The organism is Bradyrhizobium sp. AZCC 2230 (assembly GCF_036924495.1).
In the GTDB taxonomy this organism is placed as follows: Bacteria; Pseudomonadota; Alphaproteobacteria; order Rhizobiales; family Xanthobacteraceae; genus Bradyrhizobium; species Bradyrhizobium rifense.
Map to the genome: position 1 here is coordinate 576107 of NZ_JAZHRS010000001.1, position 19305 is coordinate 595411.

Sequence of the window (19305 nt, forward strand, 5' to 3'; positions counted from 1 at the left end):
ATGGTCATTGCGCCCCACCGGCCGCCTCATGCGCCGTCATGCCTTGACGGCGACCGCCCGTTGCAGGACCGGAATCATGTCTTCAGGCTCGGGCCGGCGGGTGTAGTCGGGGTTCACTTCGGAATAGAGGATCACGCCGTCCTGTCCGATGACGTAGCGGGCAGGCATCGGCAGCGTCCAACTCGGGTCATCGTTGAACGTCGGCAGATCGTTCTTGAGCTGCTTGTAGAGTTCGACCAGATAGTCGGGCAGATCAAAGCGCAGGCCGAACGCGGCGCCGACCTTGCCCTTGACGTCCGACAGGATCGGGAACGACAGCTTGTTCTGGCGGACCGACTTGCGGCTGTTGGGGGCGGTCTGCGGCGAGATCGCCACCAGCGAAGCGCCGTATCTGTCGAACTCCGGCTTGGCCGCTTCGAGCGCCTGCAGCTCCATGTTGCAGTACGGGCACCAGACGCCACGGTAGAAGCTGAGCACCAGCGGACCGCGCTTCAGGAGGTCGGTCGAGTTGACGAGGTTGCCCTCCGGATCTTCTAGCGAGAAGGACGGGGCGACATCGCCTGCCTTCCTGGCGCGCCGGGCGGCTCCCGACTGGATCAGCTCGGCCGTGGCGCGGTGCATCGTCTCGATGACGGCGGGGGGAACATTGTAGGGCGGCTTTCCGGCTTCAAAATCGGCTTTGAAGGCGTCGAGACTGGCTTGAAGCGACATGACGGGTCTCCTTTGGCGTCTGCGTGAAGGACGGCGGCGCCGTCCGTTTCGTTGAACTCACGGGCAAAACCTAAAGGAGACCGCCACAGGAGGTAGCGGGCACGTCGGACTAGAGCTTATTCCGTTCGGGAATGATGGCGGCGCAGCGTGGTCAGCATCCGCGGCAGATGATCAGCTTACGGTCCAATTCCCGGTCTACCTGCTGTTGCTGGTGTTCCCATGCCGAGAAGGCTTCGTGATGGGGGACATCTGCCTGGTGCGGTTGCCGATGGCCGACCGGAGCAAGCCAGGGCAAGCGCGAGGTCAACATGATCGGCGCACGGTCTGTGGCGGCGCTGATCGTCACATCAGGGAAAACGGCGACGGTATCGTGCCGGCCGGTTGCATTTGCCGGCGAAAGCAGGCCGGCGAGGGCAACAGCAGCGGCGGCAGCGCAGGCTGAGCGCTGCAGGATCGAGATGAGGGACATGGTGACGCTCCTTCGCAGGAGGCTCGGGATGAGCAGCTCCCTTGCTTGTCACCGTACTCGCTCACCCGAAGCGTTGAATGCTGGTCGGGATCGAAGGCATGCTCGTTCGTCTCACGACTCGCGCCAACTACGCTCCGAGACTGCATCGCTTACGCATTGAACGCACGCTCGAAGAAGGTGACGAACGCTCTCGCTTTGGCCGTCGCCGAACGGCCAGTCGGAAGCACCGCCCATAGGTCGAGTGGCGGGAGAGTCCATTCCGACAGGACCGCACGGACGGCGCCCGATCGCAGTTCGGGTGTGAACATCCACTCCGACGCGATGGTCAGTCCTGCATGTGCGAGCACCGCCGCCCTCACACCTTCCGCAGCGGTCACTCGCAATCTGCTTTGAACGCTAACGGCCAGTTCCGTACTTTCGCGTCTGAACGACCAGACGCTGCCTTCTCCCTGCAGATAGACGACGGCCTGGTGCTTGCTCAGTTCACTCGGCGTCGACGGCGTGCCCGCCCGATCGAAGTAGGCTGGTGTGCCCAGCACGAGCCGCTTGCACCTTGCGATTCGGCGAGCAGTCAGTGTCGAGTCCATCATCTTCCCCATCCGGAGTGCCACGTCGATGCCCTCCTGGACGAGGTCGATCTGACGGTCGTCCAGAACAACCTCGAGGTCCAGGTCCGGATTCTGCGCCATGAATTGCGGCAACAGCGGAATGAGATGGATCCGGGCGAAAGTAACGGCACCGCAGATCCGCAATCGCCCCTTGAGTCCGGCTCCGGCTCCCCGCGCGGCGAGCTCGGCCTCGGCTGCCTCCTCCAGTGCACGCCTGGCACGCTCGAGATAGCCAAGTCCTGCTTCCGTCGGGGTGAGGCCACGGGTCGAGCGCGTCAGCAGCTTGACTCCAAGATATTCCTCCAGTTGCGCGACCGATTTCGAGACAGCCGGTTGTCCTACTCGAAGCTGTCGGGCCGCTCCTGAGAAGGAGCCCGTTTCAACAACCCGCACGAATGTCTCCATCGAAGCCAGACGATCCATCCTATTCTCCGCCGGAATGAGCGATATCGCTCCGGCCTATCTGCCATGCTGCGCGAGAATTGGCCATCTCTCCACGCATCCGAACCGCCCAGGGAGACAAGCGATGAGCACCTATCAAGACCTGACCGCGATGACGGTCCGCAGCGCCGGGGCAGCTTCCCGCGGCACAGTCCGCGCGAAAGCCATCGCCCTGGAAACGGCGCAGACCCTGTCCGGAACGGTGAGGGACGCGCTGTTCGCATACGCGATGACGGGCAGCGCGGTGGCAAGCCTCGCCATCATCGCCACGCCGCATTTTGAGGTGCTGCTGCGCTGCGTTTTCCATGGACGTGGATAGTTAAATCGGCGCAGCCCGACGGCGGCGTCTGCCGTGATTGACAGGGCCTCGCCAGGCATTGAAACAAGGGCGACAAGCGCATTCCGGCAAGCGGAAGGAGGCTTCGAATGCACCGACCCACCCATTCTTCTCGCTCCCTGGATCGCCCGCGCAGCGTCCAAAGCGAGCTGCCGGGTCAGATCGTGCTGGTGCTGCAGGGCGGCGGGGCGCTGGGATCCTACCAGGCCGGTGTCTATCAGGCGCTGCATGAGGCTAGGATCGCGCCCGACTGGATCATCGGCACCTCGATTGGCGCCATCAACGCAAGTCTCATCGCGGGAAACGAGCCGCAGCGCCGGCTCGAGCGGCTGCACGAGTTCTGGCACCGCGTCCAGAGGGTCCCGCACTGGAGCTTTCGGGGCGCATTTCCCGGATTCGGCGAGCGCTGGTTTACGTATTGGACCACGCTGACCCAAGGCATTCCCAGCTTTTAATGAGGGCATCAGCGCGCGAGCCAGCAGGGCCCCACGGCCACGCTCAACTGGTACAGCCGGCCGGTCGCATCCAGGTCCTCTATCCGCCATTCGCCGCCGACGCCGGCGATCATCCACCCGAGCAACGCCCAAATATCGGCGTCGACCTCCGGATCGTTCAGCGGCTCCAACGCGTCGGGCAGGGCGTAGATCTCGATCCCATCGGGAAACGGTTCTCCGCTGCGGCCAATGAAGACGAGCGCGTAGACCATTCCCGAGGGCGCCCGGACATAGCCGGGGCGCGAGAGCCCGTTCGTACCAAGAGAGAACTGCCTGACGAAGAACTCCCGGAATTCCGGGTAGTGCCCGACGCGGTCTTCCGCGAGCACGAACGCTCTTCTCTTGCCTTCGAGCACCGGATTTTCGATGACTTGAATCGCTGTCATGGCTGCCTTCCCTCGATGCGGTCCAGGAAACGGTTGATCCTGTCGGCGATCTCCTCGCCGGAGTCCTCCTGCAGAAAGTGCCGGCCCGTCACCAACTCGGGCCCTTCGGCATGCGGCAAGAGCTCTTTGAAGCGCGCCGCGAACGTCTTGTAGTCGAAGACCTCGTCTTCGCGCCCCCAGACCAGCAGCGTCGGGAGTTTCGACTTCCTCAGCTCGCGTTCGAGCCATTCGAAGCGCGTCAGGCCGCGAGCGCTTTCGTCGAGCGGGATCCAGCGCGGCCAGGTCCACGTGAGCAGACGCGATCCCGGATCGGGCAGGATGTTCTCATAGACGCTCTGGGCTTCCGCCCGGAACTTCTTGCGGTCGACGACGGAAAGGTACATCCCCCGACCTGCAAGCGCGTTGTGGCGTCCGAGCAGATAGGGCCCGACAAGGGGCGCATGCATCATGCGCCAGGGAAATATGCGCTTGTGAAATTCGGCCGGAGGTAGCGGCCATGCCCACGTGCTCATGATGACGAGAGCACGGGCGCGGTCGGGATTGGACAGGGCAAACCCGAGGCCAGTCGGTCCGCCCCAATCATGACAGACCACGGTCGCGTTGCGCACGTCGAGCTGTCGCAAGAGACTGGTCAGATTGGCGATGTGTCCGTCGAGCGTGTGGGCCTGCTCGCGGACAGGCTTCTCGGACAGCCCGAAGCCAATCATGTCCGGAATGATCACGCGCCTGCCTGCTGCAGTCAGCGGCTTGATGAATTTCCGGTACAGAAATCCCCAGGCCGGGTTGCCGTGCAGGAGAACCACCGGGTCGCCGACGCCCTCGTCGACGTAGTGCATGCGCCAGCCATTGACGCGCTTGAACTTCGGCTCGTACGGCCATTGCTCATGCGCGAACCGCTGCGCTGTTTCCGACGCCTCCATCCTTTTCCTCCCTATCCAAAGAAGATGACGGCCTGGCCGTTGAGGCCCGGCAGCCTGACCACGGGGCCCAGAGATTCACCCGTCGCGAAATCGAACACGACGACTTCGTCCTGGGCCACGCAATACAGTTTTCCGTCCGACCCGAAGCGCAGGCCGCGCGGCTTCCTGAACCCAAGCCCACGATCCGGAGCAAGGACGCGAACAAGACGGCCGTTGGACCGATCATATTCGCGGACGGTCGTCACTGCGTTCGGGTCTCCAAAGGGGTGTTCACCGCTGACGACCACGTTTCCGTTTGGCGCGATCGTGAGATCGAGCGGACTGAGATCCGGATCTTGCACCTTCCAGGAAGGATTGATCCTCCACTCTGGACCGAACGCCAGAATGGTGTTGTCGCCTTCGCCGCCCGGGCCGATGCCGGACGCGAGAAAGAGAGTGCCGTCCTGTCCGAAGGCGAAACCGCGGGGGAACGGGACCACTGCGGTCGGAAGCACAGCTTCGCCGGATCCATCGAGCGTCGGCGCAAACGCCATGATCGTCCGCGCAGCGCGCAATCCGACATAGTACCGGCCGTCCGGTCCGAAATTACCGCCGCCTGGGTTCAGCCCGGGCATCACGCTGGTCTCGCGCACCACACGCGCCTTGCCATCGAGCGCCAGAATGCGGTCCGAGCCACTGTTGAGGAAGAGCAATGAACCGTCGACGGCGAGTCCGCGCGGGTCGATGATCCGGGCGTCTTCACTGAACGGACCGAGCACTTTGCCGTCCGCATCGAACGCCAGAAGCTTGCCGTAACCTGAGCCATTCGCGCCCGAGGCGCTCGTCACGAGAAGAACCATGGAAGGCTCCTGCGGTTGTCGACAAGCGATCATCTCGAGGGCGAGAGCAATCCCTTGTGATGGAAAGACCTCCGCCGAGAAGACGCATAGGGAGCGTGTGCACGCCTAGTTGTCGCGGAAGGGAGGGTTTCGGCAGAGCCGTATCGGCAATAATGCTTATTCCAGTCCGGAATATGTAGTCGGGTATTTGGTCGCGCTAAGGTCGTTTCGCGTCGACAGGAAGGAACCATCCAGCGAGTGCATTAGATCGACCTCCCATCATCGTCCTATGCTACACCTTTGTTCCTATTGCACTTTCGGGCTGTCGCCGAGTGTGCTCGAATGTCGTCGATGCGCCGGCAATCGACTGGCACGCACCAGGCATAGCGCAGTACAATCTAGCGGTCCGGGGCCAGCAGCTTTCCAGTAGAGATCCGCGATGCCGAGCCAACAGCACAAAATGCTTGTATGAGTGGTTATCGTAATGTTCAGCCTGGGGACGTACTGTCCTTTGGCCCCTTCAGTCTGCTCGTTGGAAGCAGGCTGCTCAAGAGGGCCGATAAGACGATACCGCTTGGCGGACGTGCCCTCGACGTCCTGATCGCACTGACGGAGCGTGCCGGCGAGGTCGTCAGCTACAGCGACCTGATCTCGGTCGCGTGGCCAAGTGCGACGGTAGATGAGGCCAATCTCCGCGTTCAGATCGCAGCCCTACGCAAAGCCCTCGGGGAAGATAAAGGGGCTCGCTACATATCGAACGTTGCGGGTCGCGGTTATTGTTTTGTCGCGCCGGTTTCACATGCGACAGGTCCGCTGACGGTAGCGGAAGGAAAGGGTGACGAAGAGCGACCCAGGAAGCTGCCGCCGCAACTGGTGCGCATGGTCGGGCGAACTGAGGCTATTCGAGCCATATCGGAACAGCTGATGAGGGGCCGCTTCGTGAGCGTCGTCGGCCCTGGCGGCATAGGTAAGACGACCGTTGCCGTTTCAGTCGCGCATGCGCTGCTAACAGGCTTCCGCGGCGCAGTCTCGTTTGCTGATTTGGGCGCACTGACCAATCCGCAGCTTGTCCCAACGGCGGTCGCTTCGGCCCTCGGGCTCATGGTCCAGACCCACGACCCGTTCGGCACCCTTGTCGCGTTTCTCGGCGACAAGAAAGTCCTTCTGGTTCTCGACAGTTGCGAGCACGTGATCGACTCGGCAGCGGTTCTGGCCGAACGGGTGGTCAGCGAGGCACCACAAGCGCATATCCTGGCGACCAGTCGAGAAGCGCTCCGTGTCGAAGGCGAACACGTGCACTTTTTGTATTCACTCGATTGTCCGCCCGAGCATGGCGATCGCACCGCCGAGGAAGTGCTGACATATCCGGCTGCTCAGCTCTTCATGGAGCGGGCCGTCGCCGGCGGCTACAGCGCGCCATTAAACGATGTCGAGGCTCCGATCGTCTCTGCGATTTGTCGCCGACTTGATGGCATCGCCCTTGCCATTGAACTCGCAGCCAGCAGGGCCGGCGCGCTTGGAATTGGCGGCACGGCAGAGTTGCTCGACCGTCGCTTTGGGTTGCTCTGGCACGGCCGTCGCACAGCATTGCCGCGGCATCGGACCCTGAACGCGATGCTCGATTGGAGTTACAGCCTGCTCTCACAGCACGAAAAGGAGGTCCTTTGCAGGCTATCCGTCTTCGTCGGTGACTTCACGCTTCGGGCTGTCTGCTCGATTGCCTCCGACGCGGAGTCGAATGAATCCCATGTTGCCACCAGCGTAGTTAGCCTGGCTGCGAAGTCCTTGGTATCAACGAACGTTATCAGCGGATCGACCTATTATCGGCTACTCGACATAACGCGCGCCTATGCCGCCGCCAAGCTCGCGGACTGTGGCGAAAACGAACGCGTTTCCTGGCGGCATGCCGTCTTTTTTGCCGAATTCCTTCAACAGAACGAGATTGTCCAATCGAAATTTGGCGAACATGATCTTTCAGAATACGCTCCGCACATCGGCAATGTCCGGGCGGCACTCGAATGGGCGCTGTCTGACCATGGCGATGTCGGCATCGGCGTTGACCTTGCCGCCTGGGCGGCCCCCCTTTTTATCGGATTGTCGCTGCTGAACGAATGCAGAGGCTGGTGTGAACGGGCGTTGGCGGTAATCGACGCTGCCGGCGGGAACACAAGACTGGAAATGATTCTTCAGGAGGCGTTGGCGCTCTCGTCAATGTATACGCAGGGACACAGTGCCCAGATTCGTGTCGCAATCGAACGCGCACTTGTGCTCGCGGAGACGCTCGACGACCGCCCGCGTCAGCTTCAGCTCCTAGCTGGTCTGAATCTGTTTCTTAACCGGCTTGGTGATCTTCGTGGCTCCCTTGCGGCGGCAGAACGGGGGAGCACCATAGCGCGCGCGACAGCAGACGTTGGCGGTCTCATCTGGGCGGAGTGGATGCTGGGCATCTCTCACTATTTGGAGGGTAATCAGGCCTCGGCGCAACTTCATTGTGAACGCGGCTTGACGCTGGCAGCAGAACTCAGGGGATTTAACGGAAATTACTTCGGCTGTGACCATCGCATCCGAGCTCTTGTCGCCCTTGCCCGGGTCTTATGGTTGCGCGGATTTTCCGATCGGGCGCTCACAACCGCGAAACAGGTGATCGACGAGGCGTCGAGCCAAGAGCAACCGATTTCGATCTGCGTCTCGTTGATGTACTGCTCGTCGGTGTTTCTTTGGACCGGCGACTTCACAAGCGCTGCTGCCTTCATCGAGAAACTGATCGCATATTCCGGGCGATACTCACTGGAGCCATACCGAGCCGCCGGCATTGCGCTACAAGGCGAGCTGGCCATTGCACGCGGCGATGCGGCGACCGGCGTCCAGTTGCTAAAATGCGCTCTCGAAACCATGCACGCTGAGCAGTATCGAGTGGTGGTCACGACCGTTCTCGGCGCACTGGCTGAGGGGCTTCGGAAGTCAGGGCAACTCGCGGAGGCCCTCTCGACGATCGGTGATGCTATCGCGCAGGCGACAAATACTGGAGCACGATTTGAGTTGCCGGAGTTGCTGCGGATCAAAGCGCAAATTCTCGCGGCCCGGCATGATCGGAAGCTGGCGATCAACTCCCTGAGGGAAGCGCTTGCTGTTGCGCGAGAGCAATCTGCGCTCGCATTGGAGCTAAGGGCGGCAATGACCTTGGCCCGCCTCCTCTCCGAAAGCAATGAGCGGGATCGTGCCCGCCATGATCTTGCTCTCGTCTTCAACCGCTTCACGGAAGGTTTCGAGACCTCGGATCTCAGAGAGGCGCGTGAGTTTCTTAGCGAGCTGCGCACATGATTTTAGACGGGCGGAGAGTCTCGAACGTTCAAACGGGACCGTGAACTTGACGTCCAATCGATCATCCTGCGCAATAGCCGCGATAGCCGGGGGCCAGCGTTCCCCCTTCCAAACTCGACTTCCCCCACATTTAGCAATCTCTCGAGCGCGGCTTGGGCGCCGATGAATAGCGGCTTCGACCCGGTTGAAAAGAGTTTCTCGCGCCCAAAGCTCGACCTTGAGAGCGATAGCTTTGCCTGGGACCAAGGTGGGCGCCGATACGGAATACACGCGTAGGCGCCTCGGCGAGCGGCTGCTTGATGTTGATAGCACGCCGGTAACCGACTCAATTTACAATTTTTTACATCATACGATGGCGCAGGTTCCCTAACTGGAGCATGTCGATGATCGTCTCGCGCAATTGTCGCGATGTGTGGCGATCCTTTCAGGTGGCTTGGTTCGCAAAGTTCACTCTTGTTAGCCCAGGCATGGCCGCGCGCACTGCGCGACGATTTCGATTTACAACGTTTTAAAAGGTTTAATTCGCTTTCGCGGGCTGACCGCTCCATCCTCGCCCTCCCATCTTTCGAAAGCAACTAATCTCGGGGAAAACGCGCATGCTTGACGTGAGCGATCATATCGGGAGGGAAGAACGCGACGCGAACTGTTCGGGCGTCCGCCGGTTCGGCCGTATGTAGATTTGACGGCCACTGCCAGGCAGCAGAGCACGCGAATGTCACGGCGGCTTTGCCCGCCATGACCGTCGCCAGCAACCGGACGATAGGCTTGCCGCGAGCGCCGAATAACCAGTCGGTTCGAACCATACGGGAGAGACCCAAATGTCACGCTTCGAACAGTACCACAAATCTTTCCCGAACGCACGCCTCACGCGTTCGGGCAGCGGCGTACTGGAGGTCGTACTGCATACGAACGGCGACAAGCTCGTCTTCAACGGTTTGACGCACGAACAATTCGTCGACCTGTTCCACGCGATCGGAGAGGACAGGGAAAACAGGGTCGTGATCCTGACGGGCGCCGGCAACGCGTTCATGGATTCGATTACCCAAGAGGGCTTCGATTTCTTCACTCCCATGGGCTACGACAAGATCTATCGCGAGGGCAAAAAGGTCCTCATGAACATGCTGGATATCGAAGTCCCAATGATCACAGCCCTCAACGGGCCGGTCCTGCTTCACAGTGAATACGCCCTGCTCACCGACATCGTAATTGCGACCCCTGAAACCGTATTTCAGGACTTTCCGCATCCGGAGTTTGGCATCACTCCGGGAGACGGCATGCACCTTCTCTGGCCGGAAGTGATTGGCTCGGTCCGAGGTCGGTATTTCCTTCTGACTCGGCAGAAGCTCGACGCCAAGACCGCGAAAGAGTGGGGCGTAGTCAACGAGATCGTGCCGGCGGCAGGCTTGCTTGCTCGCGCGCACGAGATAGCCGAAGGCATCGCGAAGATGCCGCCGCTCACCAGCAGCTATACTCGCATCGCTCTTACACAGAGGCTACGACGGCTTATCGACGAAGGAACCGGTTACGGGCTGGCGCTGGAAGGGATAACCGCCGCCGCCGTCGCGCCTAGTCCGGCTGCAAGGCGCTCCGGTGCAAGTGGATGAAAACGCGCGCCGGAATGTCGTTTCATTAGCGTCAAGATCTCGAGGGAGAAAATGATGTCGAAATATCTGGAAGTTCTGACTCCGAAAAACTGTCAGGTCATATTCATCGACCAACAGCCTCAGATGGCATTTGGCGTGGAATCCATCGATCGACAGACGTTGAAGAACAATGTCGTCGGCCTCGCTAAAGCTGCGAAAGTGTTTGGAATCCCCACGACCATCACGACGGTCGAATCCGACGCCTTCTCGGGCAATACCTATCCCGAATTGCTTGCGGTGTTTCCCGAGAATCAAATCCTTGAACGAAGTTCTATGAATTCCTGGGACGATCAGAACGTCCGCGATGCGTTGGCCAAGCATGCAAGGGAGGGCCGCAAGAAGGTCGTCGCCGCAGGCCTCTGGACGGAGGTTTGCGTTAACACCTTTGCCCTCAGTTGTCTGCACGACACAGACTACGAAATGTACATAGTCGCGGATGCGTCAGGCGCCACATCGGTGGACGCGCAAAAGTTCGCGATGGATCGAATGATTCAGGCTGGCATGGTGCCAATGACGTGGCAGCAGGTGCTTCTCGAGTGGCAGCGCGATTGGGCGCGCCGAGAGACCTACGATGCAGTAATGAGCATCGTCAGGGAGCATTCAGGAGCATACGGCATGGGCGTGGACTATGCCTATACGCACGTGCACAAGGCCCAGGAGCGCGTCAAGCATGGCCCACGTATCGGACCAAACCCGGCGAAGTGAAGGTTTCGCTTCTTCTGGTGATCCGTAGCTCCGCTCTCGCTCCATGGCAGACGCCGAGGGACATGTCATGAAACGTGTACTTGTCGGGACAGGTCCGCTCACTGGCTCCGCCGCTGATTGCACGGATCGGATTGGACATCTTGGCGGGCGAGCCTGTGATTCCGATCGGCGGGCAGCTTCTTACGAGGACGTCGTATCGCGGAACTTGCGCGGTATCCCAGATCATTGATCGTCTCTTCGGCCACTTTCCGGGCGGTACGGTGCAAGGCTCGCTACCGTCGATGCGTACGAAAGGAAGCCCTCATGACTGCCGACCCCTCAAACCTCGTATTGCACAACGGACTTATCGCAACGCTGAACCGTTCCAATCCGTCCGCCAGCGCGGCGGCGATCAGGGACGGAAAGTTCGTCGCCGTCGGATCCGACCGTGAAGTCCTCGCCCTTGCCGGGGCAGGCACAAAGGTGGTCGACCTCAAAGGCCGTCGTGTGCTGCCGGGCCTGATCGACAATCATCTGCACATCATCCGCGGCGGCCTGAACTTCAATATGGAGCTGCGGTGGGACGGAGTGTGGTCGCTGGCCGACGCGATGGCCATGCTGAAGAAGCAGGTGGCGATCACCCCACCTCCGCAGTGGGTTCGAGTGGTCGGCGGGTTTACCGAACATCAGTTCGTCGAGCGGCGCCTGCCCACGATCGAAGAATTGAATGCAGTGGCGCCCGACACTCCGGTCTTCATCCTGCATCTTTACGATCGCGCCATGTTGAACGGCGCTGCCCTTCGCGCGGTAGGGTACACAAAGGATACGCCGCAGCCGCCAGGCGGGGAGATGGTGCGCGACGCGAAGGGTAATCCGACCGGCCTTTTGCTGGCCAAGCCCAACGCAAGTATCCTCTATGCCGCGCTCGCCAAGGGACCGAAGCTCCCGTCCGAGTACCAGATCAATTCGACCCGGCATTTCATGCGCGAATTGAACCGGCTCGGCGTGACGGGGGCAATCGACGCTGGCGGCGGCTCCCAGAATTATCCGGAAGACTATGCGGTCATCCAGAAGCTCAGCGACGAGGGCCAGTTGACGATCCGCCTGGCCTACAATCTCTTCACCCAAAAGCCGAAGGGCGAAAAGGCCGACTTCCTGAACTGGAGCACGACGTCGCGCTACAAGCAAGGCACCGACTACTTTCGTCATAACGGGGCCGGCGAGATGCTGGTATTTTCGGCAGCCGATTTCGAGGATTTTCGCGTGCAGCGCCCCGACATGCCGGCGGAGATGGAGCGAGAGCTCGAGGAGGTAGTCCGCATCCTCGTCCAGAATCAGTGGCCCTGGCGAATGCACGCGACATACGACGAGACGATCTCGCGAGCGCTGGACGTCTTCGAGAAGGTCAATCAGGATACGCCGCTGAGCGGTCTACACTGGTTCTTCGATCATGCGGAGACGATCTCGGACCAATCCATAGACCGGATTGCAGCGCTTGGCGGAGGTATCGCCATTCAACACCGCATGGCGTATCAGGGCGAATATTTCGTCGAGCGCTACGGCTTCGGAGCCGCGGAGGCGACTCCACCGATCAAGAAGATCATCGACAGGGGCGTGAAGATCTCGGCCGGCACCGACGCCACGCGCGTGGCTTCCTATAATCCGTGGATCTGTCTGTCTTGGCTGGTCACCGGTAGAACCGTGGGCGGCCTCGGGATCTATCCGCGGCGCAATTGTCTGGACCGCGAGACGGCTTTGCGGATGTGGACGGAGAACGTCACTTGGTTTTCGAACGAAGAAGGAAAGAAGGGGCGTATCGAAGTCGGACAGTTCGCCGATCTGATCGTTCCGGATCGGGATTTCTTTTCGTGCGCGGAGAGCGAGATCGCCAACACGACGAGCGAACTGACGATCGTCGGCGGCCGGATAGTCTATGGAGCTGGAATCTTCAAGTCGCTCGATACATCGGCGCCGCCGCCGGCGATGCCAGACTGGTCGCCTGTGCGCAACTTTGGCGGCTACGGAAACTGGGTCGGAGTCGATGGTAAGGCGCAAGCCATAAGCGCACGTATCATGCAGGCATGCGAGTGCGGAAGCGTCTGCGATATTCACGGTCACGATCACGCGCGAGCATGGTCTAACCGGCTGCCGATCTCCGATCTGAAGAGCTTCTGGGGCGCGCTGGGCTGCGCCTGCTCGGCCGTATGACCGACGCTGGCGGACCATGGAGCTTGCCGAGGAGTACTTTGCTGAGGAGCGAGCGATGGATTACAGGGGTTTGATCAAGCATTGTGTGGTCGCTCTCGCGGGCGTCGGGTTCTTCTTCGCGATCATCGGCGTCTTCGGGCTGTCGGTGTCCCTTGCCTCGCTGGCGGCGTTCATTGCCGTCGCCATTTGGCTATTCGTCAACTCGAAGCAACTTCCGGAAGCAGGACGATGACGATCGATTCCGAGCTTTTGGCGCGCGTTCAATTCGCGTTCACCGTCAGCTTCCACATTATCTTTCCGACGATGTCGATCGGACTTGCGGCGTTCCTGGCTATTGTCGAGGGGCTTTGGCTCAAGACCAAAGATCCGCTCTATCTCCAGATCTACCGGTTCTGGCTCGGTATTTTTGCCATGGGCTTCGGCGTGGGCGTCGTGACGGGGATTGTGCTGTCGTTCGAATTCGGCCTGGGCTTTGCCAGATTCGGCCAGATGGCGGGCCCGGCCATCGGCCCCATGATAGCCTTGGAAGTTCTGACTTCGTTTTTTCTCGAGGCCGGCTTTTTGGGCATCATGCTGTTCGGCCTCAACCGTGTGGGCCCGAGGCTGCACTTCTTTGCGACATGCATGGTGGCCCTGGGCACCGTACTGTCGGCATCGTGGATCTTGTCGGCCAACAGTTGGATGCAGTCACCTGACGGAGTGAGTATCGAGAACGGAAGGGTGGTGGTTACCGATTGGATTCGCGTGATCGTCAATCCTTCCTGGCTATATCGTCTGCCACATATGCTGGCTGCGGCCTATATCACTGGATCCTTCCTGATTGGGGGGGTGGGCGCCTGGTATCTGCTCCGCGGCGAGCATCTTGAGTTTGGGCGACGCACCGTATCCTTGGGGACGGCCTTCGCGGCGGTTTTGATCGCTTGCCAGGTGTTTCTCGGCGACATTCTCTACGGGAAGATGCTGGAGCTCCAGCCATCGAAGATGCAAGCAGCCGAAGGATTTTGGGAAAAGAAATCGGAGTCTCCCGCCCCGTATTATTGGATCATCGTTCCAGACCAGGCAAAGCAACGCAACCGATTCGCGCTAGGCATTCCATACCTGGGAAGTATCTGGCTTACTCATAGCCTCAACGGACAAGTCGAGGGTCTTTCCAACACGCCGGTAGAGCGGCAACCCTATATGGGTATCGTCTTCTATGGCTTCCGAGTCATGTATGGGACGGCCATTCTTATGTTCGGAATCGCTGTTGCCTCTCTTTGGCTTCGCTACCTAGGAGGACTCTATACGACCCGTTGGTTCCTGTGGGCGCTCGTAGCGATGACGCCATCAGGTATCTTCGCAACCCTGGCCGGCTGGTACGTTGCCGAAACCGGTCGGCAACCCTGGGTCATCTGGGGTATTCTGCGAACGGCAGACGCGGTCTCGCCAGTGCCTGCGAACGTTCTGCTTTCGACAATGATTGCATTTGTCTGCATCTATGCGCTGTTCATGGCTGCATTTCTCGTTTTCACGGCACGGTTCATCCGGCGCGGTCCGAAGCATGCGCCAGAATATGCCGAGCCCACCGGCTCGCTCAAGCGGGCGCTAAGCCCAGCCGTCATGAATACCGTACCGGCGGAGTGATCGTCATGGACCTACCGCTCCTTTCCGCGCTCTTCGTTGCTTTCGCCATGACGCTTTACGTTTTGCTGGACGGGTTCGATCTCGGCGTCGGTGCGTTGCTGTTGTTTCAATCGGATGAGAAGCAGCGCGATCGCATGGTCTATTCGATCACGCCGACCTGGGACGGCAACGAAACCTGGTTGATCATGGCGGGTGTCGGCCTTCTGGCGGGTTTCCCGATTGCCTACGGCATCTTGCTGCCGGCCCTCTACCTTCCCCTCATCATGATGCTGCTGAGTCTGGGACTTCGCGGGGTGTCATTCGAATTCCGCTATCAGGTGGACCGCGCGCGCCGGATCTGGGACGCGGCGTTTGGAGTCGGCTCCATTGTAGCCGCGCTCATGCAGGGCTTGATCGTCGGCGCGCTTATCCAAGGTGTCGCCGTCACTGGTGACCATTTCTCGGGAAGCGTCATTGATGTGTTCCGCCCGTTTTGCCTGCTGACCGCCGTCGCGGTCCTTTCAGGTTACGTGGTGTTGGGAGCTGGTTGGCTCCATTTCAAGACAAGCGCCAAATTGCGTAGCTTTGCTGAAACCAGCTTGTCGGTTGGTGCGCCAATATTTGCCGGGCTTGCCCTTGTCACCTGCGTCGCCGCGATTTTTGTGCAGCCCCGGGTTCAAGCAGCTTGGGTCGCGTATCCAGTTGTTCTTGGGATGATGGCCAGCGTGTTTTTCGTCACGGCGGTCATTCTGTTTCGCTCGGTCGGACGAGAACCCGCGATGCGCCCCTTCCTGCTCGGCCTGATACTGTTCGCTTGCGGTGTCGGTGGACTCGCAGTTGTAATTTTCCCATACATCGTGCCATTCCAGCTATCGCTTTGGGATGCTGCTTCGGCGACGCTTAGTCATGTGTTCATGCTGGCGGGCGCGGTCGTGGTCACACCAATCGTACTGGCGTATTCGGCATTCGCATATCACGTGTTCCGCGGGAAGACGCCCGAGGAGGGGTGGGAATCATGAGCGGGTGGCGAAAAGATTTGCTGTGGTTCGCAGGCCTTTATCTGGGGTCGATCGCCGCCCTCTCGGTTGTGTCCATATCCATTCGATCCGTTCTTCAATTCGCTGCCCAGTGAAGCGCGCGGTAACGCCGCGGGTGCCTGACCAATTGGGTACGGCGTCAAACGGAGGGTACGAAATGACGCTCATTTATACGGCTGATTGACGAGTGGCATGGCTCGAACGTCAATCAGCCGCCGAGATCGTGTTTGCTCACGCATAATGATTTAACGAGGGCGCGATGAGCTGGCTCCATACGCTCAACGCAATGATCGCCGGCAAGCTAGCGCCGTTGTTCTGCACGCCGGCGCTGCACTGGATAGGCTTGCTGTGCCTTTGCAGCGCCTATCTGCAAGGTGGGCTCACCAAGGCTTTCGATTTTCGCGCCGCTCTCGACGAGATGAACCAGTTTGGCCTCAAGCCGGCTGCGCCCCTTGCTATCGTCGTAATCGTGATGGAGATCGGGGCGTCGGGGCTTGTTCTGAGCGGATTCTTCCGTTGGGTGGGAGCGCTGATGCTCGGAGGGTTCACCCTGTGCGCAACGTTTGTCGCAAACCGCTTCTGGAATGCGCCACTGCCGAAGCGATACCTAACCGAAAACGCCTTCTTCGAGCATCTCGGTCTGGTCGGTGGGTTCATTCTGGTCGCGTGGTATGATTTGCGGGGATGATGAAGCGCGCTGTTATAGTCCCGGACTGGAACCGAGAGAACGTCGTTCCGATGGCCGAGCTGATCCAATCGACGGCAATTGACGCCTCGTCCCATACCATGGCGATGCCTGCCTTCTCGCCACGGCACCTCAACATGTTGTTGCTGGGGCTGGGCTTTGCGACGGGGATGGAATTCTACACCGCCGACAGCATCAACCTCTGCCTGACCGATATCAGCGGCAGCTTCGGGGTCTCCGGCGACGAAGCGAGCTGGAGTCTCACGGTCTATAGCTCGGCGCTGTTTTTGGGCGTGCCGGTCTGCGTCTGGCTCGCCGGGTATATCGGGCACAAGAGTTATCTGATCGCCTCGGTCGTGCTGTTTGCCGCCTCATCAGTCGTCAGCGCGACGGCGTACAGTTTTGATACCATGCTGGTAGCCCGTGCCTTCCAGGGGTTGGCTGGGGCGGGCCTGGTCGTCTGGTGGCGCGGCACCGTCTACATGCTGTTGCCGAAGCCGATGCGCAGCGAATCGCTGATGCGCGTCTCCACTATGCTCTATCTCTCCAGCGCGTTCGGGATGCTGTTCAGCGGCTATATCACCGACCATGTCAGCTGGCGCCTGATCTGCGTTCCGAACCTAGCTTATGCGGCCGTCGCCATCTGGTTTTTGCTGCGCTATTTTCCCGATCTGCCCCTGGAACGGTCGGAGCGACCTACCGACTGGCTGGGCATCATTTTGATCGTCGTGACGCTGGTGTCGTTGCAGATCATTCTCAGCCGCGGCCAGATTGACGACTGGTTCGGATCACCGCGCATTCGCATGCTCGTCTGGTTAGGTGCGACCGCGCTTATCCTGTTTGCGATCTGGCAGACCAGCCCGCGCAACCCCGCGCCACTACTTCGCCTAGACCTCCTGTTCGATCGCTATGTGCTGTCCTCAGCCTTGATCGGAATATTTACTGGGATGATCCTTTCCGGTAGTCTCTATTTGCTTCCCGAATTTCTTCGCAATGTCGCCTCGCAGCCGCTGAGCGCCACACAGACCGGCCGGGTCATGGCAGTCTATGCCTTGACCGCCGCTGCAGTGCGTCCTCTGATCGTGGGCATCGTCGCGCGCTTCGGCCAGCGCAAGACAATCTGCGGCGCGCTCGTCTGCCTGATCGCTTCGATGCTGCTGATCAATCGATTCCTGACCACGGGCACGCCGGCCACCTATTTCTATCTGCCGCTTGTCCTCTATGCCTTCTGCCTTTCGGCTCTGTTGCCGTCCGTCGGCAGCGGGACCGTTGCCCGGATCGAGCAGCAAAAGCTTCTCGACGGGGTTTCGCTCTACATGACATTTCGTCAGTTCGGCGCGGCGCTTGGCGTTGCCGCGGTCACGATCCTGGTCGAGCGGCGCGAGACGCTGCATTCCGCGCGGCTGTTCGATCATCTGCGGGCATCGAGCCAGGTCGTGCAGGATTGGATGACAACGGCGTCGAACATGATCGCCGCACGCGGCGGCTACTCGGCCCTGAAAAGCCATGACGTCGCGACCAAGTTGCTTGCCGAGGTCGGCGGCCGCGAGGCCGCGACATTGGCCTATGCGGACGCGTTTCTCTTCATGGCGCTGATCGGGGTCATTACACTCTGCCTGGTGCCCATCATTCCACCGACGCCTGTAGCAAATAAGTGAGCTGCTCAGCCTGGAGCGGAGATAGACCGCGATGACCGATCAAACCGTCCTCAGGGGAACATCCGAGCCTCCCGCGCCGCCCATGCCGCCAGTCGCCGGCGGCAAGGCGCCGCCATCAGACGACGTCCGTTCGAGCCGGAGATCCCTTGTCACGGGCGCCATTCTTTTCCTGGTCGCGGTTGTCGGGCTTTATTTCTATGTGCCGGGATTCTGGCAGGTCAGCACGGACGACGCGTATGTGAACGCGCATGTGGTTTCGATCGTGCCCAAAGTCGCCGCCTATGTTTCCAAATTGCATGTCAACGACAATTCGAAAGTCGCCCGCGATGATTTGCTTGTCGAGCTCGATCCGAGGGACTTCGCGGTGGCCGTTGACATGGCCAATGCCGACTTGAAGAGTGCGGAGGCAAATGCTTCGAACATCGAAGCGCAGATCAAGGAGCAACAGGCGATCGTCACGGAAAGCCAATCCGCCCTCGACGGCGATCAGGCCGTGCTCGATTTCGCGCAGCAGCAGCTTGATCGCTACAAGTCTCTCGCGACAAGCGGTTCCGGAACAGTCGAACGGCTGCAGCAGGCGGAATCCGACGTCGGCCAACGCCGGGCCACGTGGCAACACGACCTCGCAGCGCTCGACGCCGCACGCGCCCATCAGGCCGTTCTGCAGACCCAGCTGGTTCAGGCGAAGGCCACGATCGAACGCCAGCAGGCCGCATTGGCGCAGACACAGCTCAACCTCTCCTACACCCAAATCCGGGCAACGCAGGCCGGCAGTGTCGCGAACAAAACGGTGGAAGCAGGCAATTACGTCCAGCCGGGGCAGACGTTGTTCTCGATCGTTCCAGATATGCTCTATATCACGGCAAACTTCAAGGAGACGCAGCTGACCGACGTCCGACCCAACCAGCGGGCGACGATCCGCGTCGACGCTTTTCCTGGCCTTCGACTCGACGCACATGTCGACAGCCTCCAGCGCGGCACGGGATCGCAGTTTGCCCTGCTACCACCCGAGAACGCGACCGGGAATTTCGTCAAGGTGGTGCAGCGTGTCCCGGTTAAGATCACATTCGACGATCCAGGCGAGGCGCTTCGTTGGATTTCGCCGGGCATGTCGGTGGAGGCAAAGATTTACATGGTTGAGCCGCCTCGCTGGCTGAGGTTTCTTGACTAAGATTCTATTTCACAGTGCCCAAGAGGAGGCGGAACTAGATGAGATGCGACCGACTCACTTCACGCACGCGATCCAGCTCTTGTTGATCACCAAACCGGACTCGCGAATGGTG

Annotated in this window: 18 protein-coding genes and 1 pseudogene; 13 read left to right on the forward strand and 6 right to left on the reverse strand. The window is 60.2% G+C overall.

The genetic code is table 11. The annotated features are described in order from the left end of the window. Positions 1-36 precede the first annotated feature (36 nt). The 3 genes from V1280_RS02585 to V1280_RS02595 form a co-directional block, all read right to left on the reverse strand. Positions 37-711: a peroxiredoxin-like family protein gene (locus tag V1280_RS02585; protein ID WP_334518696.1), complete on the reverse strand. Its 675-nt coding sequence runs from the start codon at positions 709-711 to the stop codon at positions 37-39. A gap of 151 nt (positions 712-862) precedes the next feature. After that, positions 863-1180 (reverse strand): hypothetical protein, encoded by a 318-nt coding sequence (locus V1280_RS02590; RefSeq protein WP_334518698.1) that lies wholly within the window; start codon positions 1178-1180, stop codon positions 863-865. A 149-nt stretch (positions 1181-1329) separates the two neighbouring features. After that, positions 1330-2211, reverse strand: a complete 882-nt coding sequence (locus V1280_RS02595) for a LysR family transcriptional regulator (RefSeq protein WP_334518700.1) — start codon at positions 2209-2211, stop codon at positions 1330-1332. Positions 2212-2314: 103 nt separating this feature from the next. Between V1280_RS02595 and V1280_RS02600 the strand changes: the two genes are divergently transcribed. Next, the gene (locus tag V1280_RS02600; protein ID WP_334518702.1) at positions 2315-2548 is read left to right on the forward strand and encodes a hypothetical protein; all 234 of its coding nucleotides are present in this window, start codon (positions 2315-2317) and stop codon (positions 2546-2548) included. 107 nt (positions 2549-2655) lie between these two features. Then, a pseudogene (locus V1280_RS02605) lies at positions 2656-3018 on the forward strand (patatin-like phospholipase family protein); the annotation flags it as partial. 11 nt (positions 3019-3029) lie between these two features. On the opposite strand, the gene V1280_RS02610 reads toward V1280_RS02605, so the two are convergent. From V1280_RS02610 to V1280_RS02620, 3 genes are read right to left on the reverse strand one after another with little or no spacing between them, the layout of a single operon-like run. Then, positions 3030-3446, reverse strand: coding sequence for a hypothetical protein (locus V1280_RS02610; RefSeq protein ID WP_334518704.1), 417 nt, complete (start codon positions 3444-3446; stop codon positions 3030-3032). Continuing rightward, a complete protein-coding gene (locus V1280_RS02615; RefSeq protein WP_334518706.1) occupies positions 3443-4366 on the reverse strand; it encodes an alpha/beta fold hydrolase in 924 nt (307 codons plus the stop codon). Before V1280_RS02615 ends, V1280_RS02610 begins: the two co-directional genes overlap by 4 nt. A gap of 11 nt (positions 4367-4377) precedes the next feature. Next, entirely contained in the window at positions 4378-5205 is an 828-nt protein-coding gene (locus V1280_RS02620; RefSeq protein WP_334518709.1) for a hypothetical protein, read from the reverse strand. A gap of 447 nt (positions 5206-5652) precedes the next feature. Between V1280_RS02620 and V1280_RS02625 the strand changes: the two genes are divergently transcribed. From V1280_RS02625 to V1280_RS02675, 11 genes are all read left to right on the forward strand, one after another. Then, the gene (locus tag V1280_RS02625; protein ID WP_334518711.1) at positions 5653-8505 is read left to right on the forward strand and encodes an ATP-binding protein; all 2853 of its coding nucleotides are present in this window, start codon (positions 5653-5655) and stop codon (positions 8503-8505) included. Between the two features lie 818 nt (positions 8506-9323). Beyond that, positions 9324-10109, forward strand: coding sequence for an enoyl-CoA hydratase/isomerase family protein (locus V1280_RS02630; RefSeq protein ID WP_334518713.1), 786 nt, complete (start codon positions 9324-9326; stop codon positions 10107-10109). 54 nt (positions 10110-10163) lie between these two features. Further along, positions 10164-10853 (forward strand): hydrolase, encoded by a 690-nt coding sequence (locus V1280_RS02635; RefSeq protein ID WP_334538128.1) that lies wholly within the window; start codon positions 10164-10166, stop codon positions 10851-10853. A 74-nt stretch (positions 10854-10927) separates the two neighbouring features. After that, entirely contained in the window at positions 10928-11284 is a 357-nt protein-coding gene (locus V1280_RS02640) for a DUF1427 family protein (RefSeq protein ID WP_334518715.1), read from the forward strand. Beyond that, positions 11184-13040, forward strand: coding sequence for an amidohydrolase (locus V1280_RS02645; protein ID WP_334538130.1), 1857 nt, complete (start codon positions 11184-11186; stop codon positions 13038-13040). The genes V1280_RS02640 and V1280_RS02645 overlap by 101 nt, the downstream gene beginning before the upstream one ends. Positions 13041-13056: 16 nt before the next feature. Further along, a complete protein-coding gene (locus V1280_RS02650; RefSeq protein ID WP_334518717.1) occupies positions 13057-13272 on the forward strand; it encodes a hypothetical protein in 216 nt (71 codons plus the stop codon). Beyond that, positions 13269-14663, forward strand: a complete 1395-nt coding sequence (locus V1280_RS02655) for a cytochrome ubiquinol oxidase subunit I (RefSeq protein WP_334518719.1) — start codon at positions 13269-13271, stop codon at positions 14661-14663. Before V1280_RS02650 ends, V1280_RS02655 begins: the two co-directional genes overlap by 4 nt. Positions 14664-14668: 5 nt before the next feature. Next, the gene (gene cydB, locus V1280_RS02660) at positions 14669-15661 is read left to right on the forward strand and encodes a cytochrome d ubiquinol oxidase subunit II (RefSeq protein ID WP_334518720.1); all 993 of its coding nucleotides are present in this window, start codon (positions 14669-14671) and stop codon (positions 15659-15661) included. Positions 15662-15965: 304 nt separating this feature from the next. Beyond that, a complete protein-coding gene (locus V1280_RS02665) occupies positions 15966-16367 on the forward strand; it encodes a DoxX family protein (protein ID WP_334518722.1) in 402 nt (133 codons plus the stop codon). Positions 16368-16501: 134 nt separating this feature from the next. Continuing rightward, entirely contained in the window at positions 16502-18022 is a 1521-nt protein-coding gene (locus tag V1280_RS02670; protein ID WP_334538132.1) for an MFS transporter, read from the forward strand. A gap of 31 nt (positions 18023-18053) precedes the next feature. After that, the gene (locus tag V1280_RS02675; protein ID WP_334518724.1) at positions 18054-19193 is read left to right on the forward strand and encodes an HlyD family secretion protein; all 1140 of its coding nucleotides are present in this window, start codon (positions 18054-18056) and stop codon (positions 19191-19193) included. Positions 19194-19305 lie beyond the last annotated feature (112 nt).

What these genes read in the sequence shown, in the direction of transcription:
- V1280_RS02585 (WP_334518696.1), bottom strand. Translation starts at nt 711, where the DNA reads ATGTCGCTTCAAGCCAGTCTCGACGCCTTCAAAGCCGATTTTGAAGCC.
- V1280_RS02590 (WP_334518698.1), bottom strand. Translation starts at nt 1,180, where the DNA reads ATGTCCCTCATCTCGATCCTGCAGCGCTCAGCCTGCGCTGCCGCCGCT.
- V1280_RS02595 (WP_334518700.1), bottom strand. Translation starts at nt 2,211, where the DNA reads ATGGATCGTCTGGCTTCGATGGAGACATTCGTGCGGGTTGTTGAAACG.
- V1280_RS02600 (WP_334518702.1), top strand. Translation starts at nt 2,315, where the DNA reads ATGAGCACCTATCAAGACCTGACCGCGATGACGGTCCGCAGCGCCGGG.
- V1280_RS02610 (WP_334518704.1), bottom strand. Translation starts at nt 3,446, where the DNA reads ATGACAGCGATTCAAGTCATCGAAAATCCGGTGCTCGAAGGCAAGAGA.
- V1280_RS02615 (WP_334518706.1), bottom strand. Translation starts at nt 4,366, where the DNA reads ATGGAGGCGTCGGAAACAGCGCAGCGGTTCGCGCATGAGCAATGGCCG.
- V1280_RS02620 (WP_334518709.1), bottom strand. Translation starts at nt 5,205, where the DNA reads ATGGTTCTTCTCGTGACGAGCGCCTCGGGCGCGAATGGCTCAGGTTAC.
- V1280_RS02625 (WP_334518711.1), top strand. Translation starts at nt 5,653, where the DNA reads ATGAGTGGTTATCGTAATGTTCAGCCTGGGGACGTACTGTCCTTTGGC.
- V1280_RS02630 (WP_334518713.1), top strand. Translation starts at nt 9,324, where the DNA reads ATGTCACGCTTCGAACAGTACCACAAATCTTTCCCGAACGCACGCCTC.
- V1280_RS02635 (WP_334538128.1), top strand. Translation starts at nt 10,164, where the DNA reads ATGTCGAAATATCTGGAAGTTCTGACTCCGAAAAACTGTCAGGTCATA.
- V1280_RS02650 (WP_334518717.1), top strand. Translation starts at nt 13,057, where the DNA reads ATGGAGCTTGCCGAGGAGTACTTTGCTGAGGAGCGAGCGATGGATTAC.
- V1280_RS02655 (WP_334518719.1), top strand. Translation starts at nt 13,269, where the DNA reads ATGACGATCGATTCCGAGCTTTTGGCGCGCGTTCAATTCGCGTTCACC.
- cydB (WP_334518720.1), top strand. Translation starts at nt 14,669, where the DNA reads ATGGACCTACCGCTCCTTTCCGCGCTCTTCGTTGCTTTCGCCATGACG.
- V1280_RS02665 (WP_334518722.1), top strand. Translation starts at nt 15,966, where the DNA reads ATGATCGCCGGCAAGCTAGCGCCGTTGTTCTGCACGCCGGCGCTGCAC.
- V1280_RS02670 (WP_334538132.1), top strand. Translation starts at nt 16,502, where the DNA reads ATGTTGTTGCTGGGGCTGGGCTTTGCGACGGGGATGGAATTCTACACC.
- V1280_RS02675 (WP_334518724.1), top strand. Translation starts at nt 18,054, where the DNA reads ATGACCGATCAAACCGTCCTCAGGGGAACATCCGAGCCTCCCGCGCCG.